Below are 13,295 nucleotides of genomic sequence, written 5' to 3' on the forward strand. Positions count from 1 at the left end.
AAGGACTGATGACAAAGGCTGAGTTGGTTGTCAAAATCGCTGAGAAGGCCAATCTGACCAAAGCGAATGCCGAACGTGCCCTGAACGCTTTCCTTGAGAGCGTTGAAGGCACCTTGGTGAGTGAAGGAAAGCTCACCCTGACCGGCTTCGGCACCTTCGTGGTTGAGGAGCGCAAGGCTCGCGTGGGTCGCAACCCCCGCACTGGCAAGGAAATCAAGATTCCCGCCACCAAAGTGGTCAAGTTCCGTCCCGGCAAGCTCCTCAAGGATGCCATTAAGTAACCTGGAGGAAATCTCTCATGATGATCCACGGTGAAACCGTTCACAGTCCGCTCCCCCAGGATCTCCCTTGGTGGATGCCCGATCATTTCGTCTTTTTCGGCGTCCTGTATATCGTCCTGGCCGTCATCGGCATCGGGCTGACCTACACGATCGTCAAGTCCTGGTGTGACGCCAAGAAGGCTCAGCACTAGACGGAACAGTCCTTGACGCAGCCTGCCGGAAACCAATCCGGCAGGCTGCTTGCTTTACCCCTGCGCGGGGATTGTGCTGCCTTGGCTTTTTAAGGTTGCAATCCCTCATGACAGGGTGTATGCATTTTTTCTTATTTTCGCCAGCCTGCCATGGAGCGGGCGGTTCACCGAGGAGGTGATTTTCATTGCCCGGAGTCTATTTGGACGATAGCGACAACTTCGATATCTCCCTGCGTCGTTTCAAGAAGCAGGTGGAGAAGGCCGGAATTCTTTCCGAACTGAAGAAGCGTCAGCATTACGAGAAGCCCAGCGTTCAGAAAAAGAAAAAGAAGGCCGCCGCCAAAAAGCGGCTTGCCAAGAAAATGCGCAAAGTGCGCGGCATGTAGTCATGAGTCTGCTCAAGAAGTTGGACCAGGACTACATTGAGGCCTACAAGGCCAAAGCGACGGTTAAAGTGGCCGTCTTGAGGCATCTCAAGACGGCCATACAAACGCGCATGGCCGAGGGCAAGGGTACCGAGGTCACGGACGACGACGTCCTCGACCTCATCGCCCGGCAGGTCAAGCAGCGCAAGGACTCCTTCGACCAGTACACCAAGGCGGGACGCGACGACCTGGCCAGGGTCGAGGCCGAGGAGCTTGTCGAACTGGAGCGCTATCTGCCTACCCCCCTTGGCGATGACGAACTTGCGGCCGCCATCGACAGGGCCGTGGCCGAGGTCGGTGCCGCCGGCATACAGGACATGGGCCGGGTCATGCAGGCCCTGCTTGGCACCCACAAGGGACAGGTTGACGGCAAGAAAGCCAGCGCCCTGGTCCGCTCCCGGCTTTCCGCCTAAATTTCCAACCACACAGACGGCTCACATGGAGTCCAGATCGTTTCAGGTATTGGAGTTCCCGAAAATCCTCGGGGCGTTGTCCGGTTTCGCCGTGTCCGGCGCCGGGGCTTCCGCGTGCCTGAATCTTCAACCATTCAAGGATATTGATCGGGTCAGGGAAGCCCTTGGCCTCCTGGATCAGGCCGCGGCCTGGAGCGTGGAATCGGCCTTTGTCATGCGTGCCTTTCCCGAGCTTGACGGGCTTATCGCCTACCTTGAGGGGCCGGGCGCGGCCCTGGACCAGGACGCCCTGTTCGCCCTCAAGCAGGTGCTCGACGTGGCCCGCGAGGCCCGCGAATTCCTGGAGCGGTTCACGGACCGGGGCTGGGACGCCCTGGGTCGGACCCTCTTCGACTACCCTTGGCCTGCGCGGACGGTTTCGGGCATCGGTCGCTGCCTGGATGCGGATGGCAACATCCGCGACACCAGTTCGCCGGAACTGCTGGCAGTGCGCCAGGAGATCCGGGCCATCCACCAGCGCTGCACCAAGCGGGTCAAGGACTTCGTGCTGGCCGAGAGCCTGGGGCAGGCGCTCCAGGACGAGTTCATGACCATCTCGTCCGACCGCTACGTGCTGCCGCTCAAGGCGAATTTCAAGAACAAGATCAAGGGTATCATCCACGACTACTCCCAGACCGGGGAGACCTGCTATTTCGAGCCCATGTTCCTGGTGGAGACCAACAACCGCCTCCAGGAACTCAAGCGGGAGGAGCGTGAGGAAGAGTACAAGATACTCAAATTCCTCACCGAGCTTGTCCGCCAGGAGCGCGACGGCGTGGGCGGTGCGTACGACGGACTGGTCGCCCTGGACGTGCTCATGGCCAAGGTGGCGCTGGGCAGCGCGTTGGGCGGCCGGGCCATCGAGGTTGCCCCGGAGGGAGAGCCGAAGCTGTTGCGGGCGCGGCATCCGCTGCTGGCCCTCAGCGAGGGCAGCGTCCAGCCTGTGGACATCGAACTGCTCGACGGCCAGAAGGCGCTGATCATCAGCGGCGGCAACGCGGGCGGCAAGACCGTCTGCCTCAAGACCCTCGGCCTCATCGCCCTGATGACCTTCGCCGGTCTGCCGGTGCCCGTGGCCGAGGGGAGCGTGCTTCCGTTGTGGACGGACATCTTCGTGATCATGGGCGACGAGCAGAGCCTGGAGGAGAACGTCTCCACCTTCACCGCGCAGATCAAGTATCTGCGCCGGGTCTGGGATCAGGTGGGCGGCAGCACGCTCTTCATCCTCGACGAATTCGGCGCGGGCACGGACCCCACCCAGGGCGCGGCCCTGGCCCAGGCTGTGGTGGACAGTCTGGTGGAGCGCGGGACCACCTCGATCATCGCCACGCATTTTCCGGCCCTCAAGGCATACGCCATGGCGGCCGATTCAGTCAGGGCGGCCAGCGTGCTCTTCGATCCAGGGACCAAGCGGCCCCTTTTCCGGCTGGCCTACGACCAGGTAGGCGCGTCCATCGCTCTGGACGTGGCCCGGGAGCACGGACTGCCCGCCATCATCCTGGAGCGCGCCGAGCGCTACCTGCTGCTGGACGGGTCTGACACCAGTTCTGTGCTTGACCGTCTCAACGAGATGGCTGTCAGGCGCGAGCAGGAACTGGACGCCGTGCGGGCCGAGCGGCGCAGGCTCGAAGACAAGCGCGACAAGCTCGAAGCGCGTTTCGAGAAGGAGCGCGGCAAGGCGCTCAAGGATGTTCAGGCCCAGGCCCAGGCCATTGTCAGGCAGTGGCAGGCGGACAAGCTGGGCCGCAAGGAAACGCGCCGGAAACTGGCCGAGGTGCGCGAAAAAATTGAGGAGTTGGGGTCGGAAGTATCCGCGTCCTCAGTGGCATCGGCGGTCGGGCAGAGTGGTGGAGTCCTGGCCTTTGCCGACATTGTGGCGGGCATGGCCGTGTCGTATCCGGCCTGGAACAAGTCCGGCACCGTGCTTGAAATGAACGCCAGGAAGAAGCAGGCCAAGGTGGATTTCGGCGGAGTGGCCATGTGGGTCGGGGCCGAGCATCTGGCCCGGGCCGACGCGCCCGGGACGGCATCGCCCAGAACAGGGATTTCCGCACCGGTCCCGCCGTCCGATCTGGTGGTCGAGGTGGACATCCGGGGCAACCGGGCGGACATGGCCTTGAGCATGCTTGAACGGGCCATGGACGACGCCCTGCGCAAGGGCGCGGGAAGGCTTGAGATAGTCCACGGGCGCGGGACCGGTGCCCTGCGCCGGGAGGTGCACGACTATCTGCGGCAGTATCCCGCCGTGGCCGACTTCTCCCTCGCCAACGAGGAGCGGGGCGGCGACGGCATGACCGAAGTAACTCTCAAGTAGCCGGTTTCGACCGGCGCGGAGGCGCACATGGACAGGAGTGCTGTGGAGGCCGTCAAGGCCCGCATCAGCATCGCGGACATCGTACGCCGCTATGTGGATCTGAAGCCCGTCTCGGGCCGCTGGATGGGCGCGTGCCCGTTTCATCAGGAAACCAAGCCGTCCATGTCGGTCAACGACGAGGAGGGTTTCTTCTATTGCTTTGGCTGTCAGGCGTCGGGCGATGTCTTTGATTTCTACGCGCGCATTAACGGCCTTGAGTTTCGCGAGGCGCTGGAGCAGCTGGCCGCCGAGGCCGGGGTGGATCTGGGCAATGTGCCCCACGACCCGCACGCGGCCGAGCGCAAGGCCCGGGCCAACCTGTTCCTCGACATGCACGACGAGGCCAACGCATGGTTCCAGCGCAACTTGACCATGGCTGCGGGCGAGACAGCCAGACGTTACCTGGAAAACCGGGGGATGACCCCGGACGTCATCGCCAAATTCGGCCTGGGTTACAGCCCGGACGATTGGCAAGGCCTCGGGAATTTTCTCAAGGGCAAGGGGCGGACCCCGGAACAAGGTGTTGATGCCGGGCTCTTGTCGAAAAACGAGAAAGGCAATATTTACGACAGGTTTCGCGGAAGGCTCATTTTTCCCATTCAAAATTTATCGGGTCGGGTCATTGCCTTTGGCGGCAGAATCATTACAGATGGGGAACCCAAGTATCTCAACAGCTCGGATACGCCGATATACAAGAAGGGCGACCACCTGTACGGATTGAATCTGGCGAGGTCCACCATGACCCGCTCCAAGCGGGCCTTGCTGACCGAAGGATACATGGACGTCATCTCGCTCCATCAGTTCGGCTACACCGACTCCTGCGGCGTTCTGGGCACGGCCCTGACGCCGGAACAGGTCAAGCGGTTGGCCGGATTCTGCTCGCGTGTCGATCTGGTCTTTGACGGCGACGGGGCGGGGCGCAAGGCTGCGCTCAAGAGCAGCCGGATGATCCTGTTGCAGGGCGTGGCCTGCCGGGTGGTGCTCATGCCCGATGGAGAGGACGTGGACAGCCTGCTCCAGACCAAGGGCACCGAGGGCTTCGAGGTGTGCCTAGCGCAGGCCCCGGACGGCCTTGATTTCTGCATGAGCACCCTGCGCAGCGATTATGCGCCGCGCGAGATCATGGCCTGGGCCAAGGGTTTTTTGACGGACTTGCAGGACCCGTCGCTGCGCGCCTTCTACCTGCCGCGCATTGCCGGGGGGCTCGGCCTGTCCGAGGCCGACTTTCGGCGCGACGCGGGCGTATCAGGCCCGCCCAGGTCGGGCGGGGCGCCCCGGGGACAGCAGGCCGGTCCGGCGCGGACTAGGCAGGGCGGCCAGTCTGGCCAGGGGCTTCCCGCAGTGGGCAAGGAAGACAAGGACGACAGGTATTTATTGAAATTTCCCATCCAGTACCCGGACTATGTCCCGGCGCTGGTCGAAAGGGGATTCCGACGCATCCTCGCCACACAGTGGGCAGGCACCCTCTGGGAGAAGCTCGTCAATGCGCAGCACGGCCACATCGTGAGCCAACTGGACGATCAGGAAAAGAGCTTCTATATCAGGTGCCGTGAGGAGGTGCGTGAATCCGCGCTCACGGGACGCGAACTGCTGGACGAATGGGAACATATCTGCAATAAGATCGCGTTTGGACAGCAGAAAGAGAACAGGCGGCAGCTCAAAGAGGCCCTGCATCAGGCGCAACTCAGCGGCGACAGGCAGCGGATAGACGAGTGTTTTCGGGCCTTGGAAGAATCTCTCAGGAGGGACGATGAGCAACATTAAGGAAATCCAGCAGATCAAGACCCTGATCGCCGAAGGCAAGCAGCGGGGATTCTTGACATACGAGGAGTTGAGCAAGGCCCTGCCTTCCGACTACAACACCCCGGAACAGCTGGAGGAAATTCACGCCATCTTCGATCAGATGGGCATCGCCCTCGTCGATTCCGACGAAGACGACAAGAAACTTGAGACCGACGACAAGGAACTTGAGCTGACCGACAAGGACGACGACTCCGCAGACTACGCCTCGCGCAGCACCGATCCGGTGCGCATGTACCTGCGCGAAATGGGCGCGGTGCCCCTGCTTGACCGCGAGGGCGAGGTGGTCATCGCCAAGAAGATCGAGAACGGCGAAATGGAAGTCCTGTACTCCCTGGTCGAAGTGCCCGTGGCCGTGGAGGAACTCATCTCGGTGGGCGAAGACCTCAAGGATGGCCGCGTCAAGCTCAAGGACGTGGTCAAGACCATCGAGGAGGACGACCCGAGCGAGGACGAGATGAACCAGCGCCAACGCGTCATCTTCCTCCTCGACGAGGTCAAGAAACTCTACAAGAAGAAGCGCAAGATATACGAAAAGCTCGATTACTGCGCCCAGACCGACAAGCGCGTCTACGGCGTGCAAAAGGACATCCTCTCCTACAAGGACGAGGTGGTCACCCGCCTGCGCGACATCAAGCTCGAAAAGACCCTCATCGACCGCATCATCGAGACGGTCAACGACTACGTCCGCCAGATGCACAACTGCCAGCGCGACCTCTCGGCCTATGTTCTGTCCGTGGGCCAGACCAAGGCGGAGATCGAGGTGCTCTTCAGGCAGGTGGACGACCGCACCATGAATCCGGTCAAGGCGGCCGACACCCTGGGCCTGACCGTGGAGGAGTTCTTCTCCTTCAAGGAAATGCTGGCGGGCAAGCTGGAGATCATGCACCGGCTGCAGGACAAGTGCTGTCACTCCGTGCACGACCTGGAGGAAGTGCTGTGGCGCATCAAGCGCGGCAACCTCTCGGCCATGCGCGCCAAGCAGGAGCTCATTCGCGCCAACCTGCGCCTTGTCGTCTCCATCGCCAAGAAATACACCAACCGCGGCCTTCAGTTCCTGGATCTCATCCAGGAGGGCAACATCGGCCTGATGAAGGCGGTGGACAAGTTCGAGTACCAGCGCGGCTACAAGTTCTCCACCTACGCCACCTGGTGGATTCGCCAGGCCATCACCCGGGCCATCGCGGATCAGGCCCGGACCATCCGCATCCCGGTGCACATGATCGAGACCATCAACAAGCTCATCCGCACCTCGCGCTATCTGGTGCAGGAGCTTGGCCGCGACCCCTCGCCCGAGGAGATCGCCGAGCGCATGGACTACCCGCTGGAGAAGGTCAAGAAGGTGCTCAAGATCGCCAAGGAGCCCATCTCCCTTGAGACCCCCATCGGAGACGAGGAGGATTCGAGCCTGGGCGATTTCATCGAGGACAAGAAGGCCACTGCGCCCGCCGAGGAGGTGGTCTCCACCAAGCTCGGCGAGCAGATCGCCTCGGTCCTTTCCGACCTCACCCCGCGCGAGGAACAGGTGCTGCGCAAGCGGTTCGGCATCGGCGAGAAATCGGACCACACCCTTGAGGAAGTGGGCAAGCTCTTCAACGTCACCCGCGAGCGCATCCGCCAGATCGAGGCCAAGGCTCTCAGAAAGCTGCGCCATCCCGTGCGCAGCGCCCTGCTTCGCTCCTACTTCGAAAACTAGCATGACAGGGGCCGGGAGAGTTCGCTCTCACGGCCCCTTTTTCCGCCGCTCCATGCGGCCTTGCGCCCCGCGCGAAACATCGAGCCCAACGGGACCAGGACCATGGAAATCCATTTCATCTTCATCGTTCCCGCAGCCGCCCTGATTCTCGACACCCTGTTCGGCGATCCCAAATGTCTGCCGCACCCGGTCCGGCTCATCGGCCGGGCGCTTGACCGCTACGAGGCGTCGGCCCGCCGGGTGGGCATCGATCTGCGCGCGGCGGGCTGGGGCGCTGTGATCCTGCTGCCCGCAGCCGCCTGGAGCGTGGCCGAATTCCTCATGGCCATCCCGTATCTGGGCCTGCTTATTGCCGTGTATCTGGCCTATGCCGGGCTTGCCCTGGGTTGTCTGGCGCGCGAGGCGTACCGCGTGGCCGCGCTGCTCGACACCGGCGACCTGCCCGGGGCGCGCGCCGCGCTCTCCATGCTCGTCAGCCGCGATACCTCAACCCTGACCCCGGACGAGGTGCGGCGCACCCTGGCCGAGACCGTGAGCGAGAACCTCAACGACGGGCTGGTGGCACCCCTGTTCTACCTCGTCCTGCTGGGGCCGGGCGGCATGTGGGCGTACAAGACGGTCAGCACCATGGATTCCATGTGGGGCTATCGCACGGAGCGATTCCGCGACCTCGGACGCGGCGCGGCCAAGGCGGACGACCTGCTGGCCTGGATTCCAGCCCGGATCACGGCCTGGGTGATGATCCTCGTGGGCTGGCGGCGTGGCCTGGATCACGCTGCGGCCCGGGCCAACCTCGCCCGCGACGCGGCCAGGGTGGAGAGCCCCAATGCGGGCTGGCCAATGGCCGCCGCCGCGTGGCTCCTGAATGGTCAGATGGGGGGCAAGGCGGTCTATTTCGGCGAGATCAAGGACAAGCCCGTGCTCGGCCCGGCCGGAGCGGTCTGGGACAGGCAGATGGTGCGTACCCTCATCCGCCTGTGCAAGTCCTCGGGCCATCTGGCCGGATGGCTCTTCATCGCGGTGCTGGGCTGCCTGCGCTGGGCCCTTTAGATCGGATTCTGAGCGGGAGAGGTAGCGCCTTATCGGCTGCGCCCGGGACGAAAGATCGTTACGGCAGCGGTGAAGGCCGCCACGCCAATGAGGCCGAACATCCACTGCTGCCCGCTGATGTAGAGCATGACGCGGATGCCGCTGCCCCAGAGGAAGATCAGGAACGCGGTCAGAATCAGCATGGTCCATGCGGACACCCGGTCATCCAGGGCAAAGAGGTCCAGGAGTCGGGGCAAGGCGTGGCGGAAGAAGAGCCACAGCGCCCAGGCAAGCAGTGCGGAGCCGAGGATGAAAACCCACCAGGGCGAGAGGCCGGTGGCGCGATTGAAGATGCCGATGTCCCCATGGTCGGCAAAGGCGCGCATCCAGACATAGGCGACCAGTTCCATGACATTGACCACCACAAGCCAGTAGACCGCGTGAAACGCCCATGGCCTCGTTGCAAGCTGGTGCCCGCGCATGAGGCCGATGCCAAGGCCGACGACCAGGGAGTGCATGATCAGCGGGCAGAACCCGATGATGGCCGCATGAAGGGTGTGTCCCTGGGCGAACATCCGCATGTACTCCACGCCTTCGTCCCACCCGGTCAGGGTCAGGGGATTGCCCCAGATGATGCCCAGCGGGCTTTGCTTCTCCCCGAGGAGCCAGGCCATGGTGCTGTGGGTGAATTCATGCGTCACCACCACCAGGGACTGGATGGCGAAAAAGGTGACAATGGCAATGACGAGGTAGGGCAGGGTGCCCATGGCGTGTTTAGCTTTGTCCATCTTTTTTCGATAGGCCGGGCTTGTCTGCGCCGTCAAGCCGGTCCTTTCGATGTGACCGTCTCCATGTCCTGCGGGCCATGAAAAAGGGCTCCTCGCGGAGCCCTTGTGTCGTTGTATCCAGGTGGGAGCCCTATTCGCCAAGCTCCACGCTGCGCAGGTAGGATTCGAAGGCCCCGTCGATGATGGAGCCGCGCACGCCCTGGCGGTCGAAGTGGGTGAGGGCGCGGACTGTGGTGCCGCCGGGCGAGGTGACCATCTCACGAAGCTGGGTGATGGACAGGTCGCTCTCTGCGGCCAGCCGGGCCGAGCCCGAGAAGAGTCCCTTGACCATCTGCGTGGCCTGGGGCCGCGACAGGCCAAGGGCCACGGCCGACTCCACCAGCGCCTCCATGAAGTAGAAGACATAGGCCGGGCCGGAGCCGATGACCCCGGTGAAGGCGTCGAACAGCTTCTCGGGCAGGATGTGGACCTGTCCGATGCCCTCGAACAGGGCGGGGATGGCCGAGTGCATCGTGTCGGAGAGGTCCTTGTCGTCCAGGCAGACGGCGAAGACGCCCTCGTTCACCAAGGCAGGGATGTTGGGCATGACCCGCACCACCGGGCACAGCCCCTCGGTCCAGTCCTTGAACATGGCCTGGGTGATGCCCGCGCAGATGGAGACAAGGCACTTGGAGCCGTCAAGCTCAGTGGCGATCTCCTTGACCACGGGTTCCGCGTGCTGGGGCTTGACGGCCACCACGATGATCTCGCACTCGCGCGCCAGGTCGTGGGCCGAATGGTGCGCGATCAGTCCGACCTCCTCGACCATGGCGTGGAGCCGGGCCTTGTCGTGATCCACGCCGTGCAGGACCACATCGCGGGAGGCCAGCCCCCGGATAATGGCCGAGCCCATGTTGCCAACACCGATGAACCCGATTTTCCTGGTCATTATCCCACCAATTCGTCCTTGTTGAAGAAGTAGGCCACCTCGTTCCTGGCGGTGTCTGGACCGTCGGAGCCGTGGCAGGCGTTGTTCTGGATGTTCTGGCCAAAGGCGGCGCGAATGGTGCCGGGCGCGGCGTCGGCCGGGTTGGTGGCACCCATCAGGGCGCGGTATTTTTCGATGGCGTTCTCGCCTTCGAGGCAGGAGACCACCACCGGGCCGGAGATCATGTAGTCCACCAGTTCGCCGAAGAAAGGGCGCTCCTTGTGCACGGCGTAAAAGCCCTCGGCCTTGGCGCGGTCCATGTGGATCATCTTCATTGCCTTGATGCGCAGGCCGGAGTCGGTGATCATCTTGAGGATGTCGCCGATGAGGTTGCGCTCGACGGCGTCGGGTTTGATGATGGAAAAGGTCTGTTCAATAGCCATGTGGGCCTCCCTTGGGTTTGCAATGTACATGTGTCGGACGGTTTTTGCCAGCGGCCCCAGCCCAGGCTGCGCGCAGCCTAGCAGAGCAGCATGCGGTCGGAAACGCCCTCGCCTCCGCGCAACTCGGAGAAGCGGCGGAGCAGATCCTCGACCTTGAGATTTCGTTTTTCCTCGCCGGCGATGTCGAGCACGATCTCGCCGCGGTGGAACATGACCAGCCGGTTGCCCAGGCTGATGGCCTGGGCCATGTTGTGGGTGACCATCAGGGCCGAGAGGTTCTGCGCCTGCACGATCTCGGCGGTCAGGTCGAGCACCATGGCCCCGGTCTTGGGGTCCAGGGCGGCGGTGTGCTCGTCGAGGAGCAGCAGGCGGGGACGCACCATGGTGGCCATGAGCATGGTCAGGGCTTGGCGCTGGCCGCCGGAAAGCAACCCGGTGGTGGTCTTGAGCCTGTCTTCGAGCCCCAGGCCCAGCACGGCCAGTTTCTCGCGGAACAGGGCGCGGTCGGCGGCCTTGACGCCGAGGCCAAGGCCGCGACGCTGGCCCCGCTTGAGCGCCATGGCCAGATTCTGTTCAATGGACGCGCCCGCGCAGGTGCCCAGCAGCGGGTCCTGGAAGACCCGGCCGATGAGAGAGGCGCGGCGATGCTCGGGCCAGCCCGTGACATCGTCATCACCCAGCACGATGCGCCCGGTGTCGAGGGGGAACGACCCGGCCAGGGCGTTGAGAAAGGTCGATTTCCCTGCGCCGTTGGAGCCGATGACGGTGATGAAGTCGCCCTCGGCCATGTCCAGGCTGACGTTGGTCAGTGCCGCGACTTCATTGACGTCGCCCTTGTGGAACGCCTTGGTCACGCCGGTGATGGTAATCATTTCGCCCTCCCGGCCACGGTGCGCTTCATCCTGGCCTTGAGTTGGGGCATGACCAGGGCGATGACCACCAGCAGCGCGGTGATCAGGTTCAGATCGCTCGGGGTGATGGCGAAGTCGCCCAGCCGCAGGCCCAGAGCCAGGGCGATGGCCACGCGGTAGAGGATGGAGCCGAGCAGGGCGGCGATGAGGGCGCGGGTGATGGTCCTGTGGCCGAACACGGTCTCGCCGATGATGACCGAGGCCAGCCCGGCGATGATGGTGCCAACGCCCATGTTGACGTCGGCCGCGCCCTGGTTCTGGGCCACCAGCGCGCCCGAGGCGGCCACCAGGGCGTTGGACAGGCCCACGCCGAAAATGATGATGGTGTCGGTGTTCACGCCCTGACTGGTGATCATCTGCTTGTTGTCGCCGGTGGCCAGAAAGGCGAGGCCAAGCTCGGTGTGCAGGAACCAGACGAGCACGGCCACGACGACCACGCAGACGAGGCCGAAGAGCACCGGCGTGGAGACATGGGGCATGAGGCCGCTTGCTGAGGCGAACCAATCCACCACCGTGTCCTGGCCGAGCAGGGTCATGTTGGGCCGCCCCATGATGCGCAGGTTGATGGAATAGAGGGCGATCATGGTCAGGATGGAGGCCAGCAGATGGAGAATGCGGAATTTGGTGTTGAGCACGCCGGTGACGGCTCCGGCCATGAATCCGGCCCCAGAGGCCATGAGGACGGCCAGGGCCGGGGAGTGCCCGGCCGTGATGGCCACGGCCGAGACCGAGGCGCCGAGCGGCAGGCTGCCGTCCACGGTCAGGTCCGGGAAATCGAGCACCCGGAAGGTCAGGTAAACGCCGACGACCATGAGGCCGTAGGCGAATCCCTGCTCGATGGCGCCGAGGAGTGCGTAGGTGGTCATATTCCATCCCGAAGTCTGCGGCCCGCAAGCGGACCATGTGAGCCCGACAACGAACAAGGCGCGTTGCGGACAACGCGCCTTGTATACTGTTGGCGTCAAATACGCAAATGCGGCTACTCGACGACCTTGGCCGCGCGGGCGATGGTGGCTTCGGGCAGGGTCACGCCCATGGCCGCGGCCGCCTTGATGTTGACGTGCAGGTTGAGGTCTTCAAGGAATTCCACGGGCATGTCGCCGGGAGCCACGCCTTCCACGAGAATCCTGTAGGCCATGTCGCCGGTTTGCAAACCCATCTTGTAGTAATCCACGGCCACGGCCGCGATGGCTCCGCGATCCACCGAATCCACATCCGCGACGATGAGCGGCAGGCGGCTCTGGGTACAGACCTTGACTGCGGACTCCAGGGCCGAGACAGCGGTGTTGTCAGTGGGGATGTAGATCACGTCGGCCCGGCCCACGAGGCTCCTGGCCGCCTGATACACGCCGCTGGAGTTGGCGATGGTCGCGCCCTCCACATTGATACCCGCCTTGGTCGCCTCTTCGGTCAGTTTTTCCACCAGGACCACGGAGTTGGGCTCGCCCGCGTTGTAGATGACGCCGATGGTCTTGACCGAGGGCACGATCTCGCGAATCAGGGCCACATGCTGGTCCATGGGGCTGAAGTCGGACATGCCGGTGACGTTGCCGCCGCCCGAGTTCTGCAAATCCTTGACCAGCCCGGCAGAGACGGGGTCGGTCACGCCGGTGAAGAGGATGGGGATGTCCTGAATCTTCTGGGCCGCGGCCTGGGCCCCGGGGGTGGCGATGGCCAGCACCAGGTCGGGCTTCTCGCCCCTGATCTGGTTGACGATCTGGACGTTGGTGCCCATGTTGCCCTGGGCGATGTGGACGTTGTAGGAGACATCCGCGCCGCGTTCCTTGAGCCGGTCGGCAACCCCCTGACGCATGGCGTCCAGGGCGGGATGCTCGACGATCTGGGTGACCGAGACGGTGTACGGTCCGGCCGCCAGGGCGTTGACGGCCAGCAGGCATAGCAAGGCGACGGTCAGAAGAAGTCGTTTCATGGGAGTGGTCCTCCGGAAGGGAATTTTGACGGATATTGGACCCGAAAACCGCGCCAAGTCAAGGTGTATCAACCAGCTGATGAAACAAA

Annotated in this window: 14 protein-coding genes; 8 read left to right on the forward strand and 6 right to left on the reverse strand. The window is 63.4% G+C overall.

Features of this window, described 5'->3' with window-relative positions; all coding sequences use genetic code 11:
* Window positions 1-8: 8 nt before the first annotated feature.
* The 8 genes from QQS14_RS00175 (at window position 9) to cbiB (ending at window position 8,248) form a co-directional block, all read left to right on the forward strand.
* Window positions 9-281: an HU family DNA-binding protein gene (locus QQS14_RS00175; RefSeq protein ID WP_155934833.1), complete on the forward strand. Its 273-nt coding sequence runs from the start codon at window positions 9-11 to the stop codon at window positions 279-281.
* Window positions 282-298: 17 nt separating this feature from the next.
* Window positions 299-472, forward strand: coding sequence for a hypothetical protein (locus QQS14_RS00180; RefSeq protein WP_285905022.1), 174 nt, complete (start codon window positions 299-301; stop codon window positions 470-472).
* Between the two features lie 185 nt (window positions 473-657).
* Entirely contained in the window at window positions 658-858 is a 201-nt protein-coding gene (gene rpsU, locus QQS14_RS00185) for a 30S ribosomal protein S21 (protein ID WP_013514441.1), read from the forward strand.
* Window positions 859-860: 2 nt separating this feature from the next.
* Entirely contained in the window at window positions 861-1,310 is a 450-nt protein-coding gene (locus QQS14_RS00190) for a GatB/YqeY domain-containing protein (protein ID WP_285904861.1), read from the forward strand.
* A gap of 25 nt (window positions 1,311-1,335) precedes the next feature.
* The gene (locus QQS14_RS00195) at window positions 1,336-3,663 is read left to right on the forward strand and encodes an endonuclease MutS2 (RefSeq protein ID WP_285904862.1); all 2,328 of its coding nucleotides are present in this window, start codon (window positions 1,336-1,338) and stop codon (window positions 3,661-3,663) included.
* Between the two features lie 27 nt (window positions 3,664-3,690).
* A complete protein-coding gene (gene dnaG, locus QQS14_RS00200) occupies window positions 3,691-5,466 on the forward strand; it encodes a DNA primase (protein ID WP_285904863.1) in 1,776 nt (591 codons plus the stop codon).
* Window positions 5,453-7,198, forward strand: coding sequence for an RNA polymerase sigma factor RpoD (rpoD, locus tag QQS14_RS00205; protein ID WP_285904864.1), 1,746 nt, complete (start codon window positions 5,453-5,455; stop codon window positions 7,196-7,198). Before dnaG ends, rpoD begins: the two co-directional genes overlap by 14 nt.
* Before the next feature lie 102 nt (window positions 7,199-7,300).
* Entirely contained in the window at window positions 7,301-8,248 is a 948-nt protein-coding gene (cbiB, locus tag QQS14_RS00210) for an adenosylcobinamide-phosphate synthase CbiB (RefSeq protein ID WP_285904865.1), read from the forward strand.
* Window positions 8,249-8,277: 29 nt separating this feature from the next.
* Here cbiB and QQS14_RS00215 read toward each other — a convergent pair whose 3' ends face one another.
* The 6 genes from QQS14_RS00215 to QQS14_RS00240 all read right to left on the reverse strand — a co-directional run bounded on the left by QQS14_RS00215 (window position 8,278) and on the right by QQS14_RS00240 (window position 13,206).
* Complete coding sequence (locus QQS14_RS00215; RefSeq protein WP_285904866.1) at window positions 8,278-9,015, reverse strand: hypothetical protein; 738 nt, start codon at window positions 9,013-9,015, stop codon at window positions 8,278-8,280.
* A gap of 130 nt (window positions 9,016-9,145) precedes the next feature.
* Window positions 9,146-9,943 (reverse strand): pyrroline-5-carboxylate reductase, encoded by a 798-nt coding sequence (gene proC / locus QQS14_RS00220; RefSeq protein WP_285904867.1) that lies wholly within the window; start codon window positions 9,941-9,943, stop codon window positions 9,146-9,148.
* Window positions 9,943-10,365 (reverse strand): nucleoside-diphosphate kinase, encoded by a 423-nt coding sequence (ndk, locus tag QQS14_RS00225; RefSeq protein WP_285904868.1) that lies wholly within the window; start codon window positions 10,363-10,365, stop codon window positions 9,943-9,945. The genes proC and ndk overlap by 1 nt, the downstream gene beginning before the upstream one ends.
* Before the next feature lie 77 nt (window positions 10,366-10,442).
* Window positions 10,443-11,237 (reverse strand): ABC transporter ATP-binding protein, encoded by a 795-nt coding sequence (locus tag QQS14_RS00230; protein ID WP_285904869.1) that lies wholly within the window; start codon window positions 11,235-11,237, stop codon window positions 10,443-10,445.
* The gene (locus QQS14_RS00235; protein ID WP_285904870.1) at window positions 11,234-12,142 is read right to left on the reverse strand and encodes an ABC transporter permease; all 909 of its coding nucleotides are present in this window, start codon (window positions 12,140-12,142) and stop codon (window positions 11,234-11,236) included. Before QQS14_RS00235 ends, QQS14_RS00230 begins: the two co-directional genes overlap by 4 nt.
* 113 nt (window positions 12,143-12,255) lie before the next feature.
* Entirely contained in the window at window positions 12,256-13,206 is a 951-nt protein-coding gene (locus tag QQS14_RS00240; RefSeq protein WP_285904871.1) for an ABC transporter substrate-binding protein, read from the reverse strand.
* Between the last annotated feature and the right edge of the window lie 89 nt (window positions 13,207-13,295).

This window comes from Pseudodesulfovibrio pelocollis (genome assembly GCF_030282845.1).
Lineage (GTDB): Bacteria > Desulfobacterota > Desulfovibrionia > Desulfovibrionales > Desulfovibrionaceae > Pseudodesulfovibrio > Pseudodesulfovibrio pelocollis.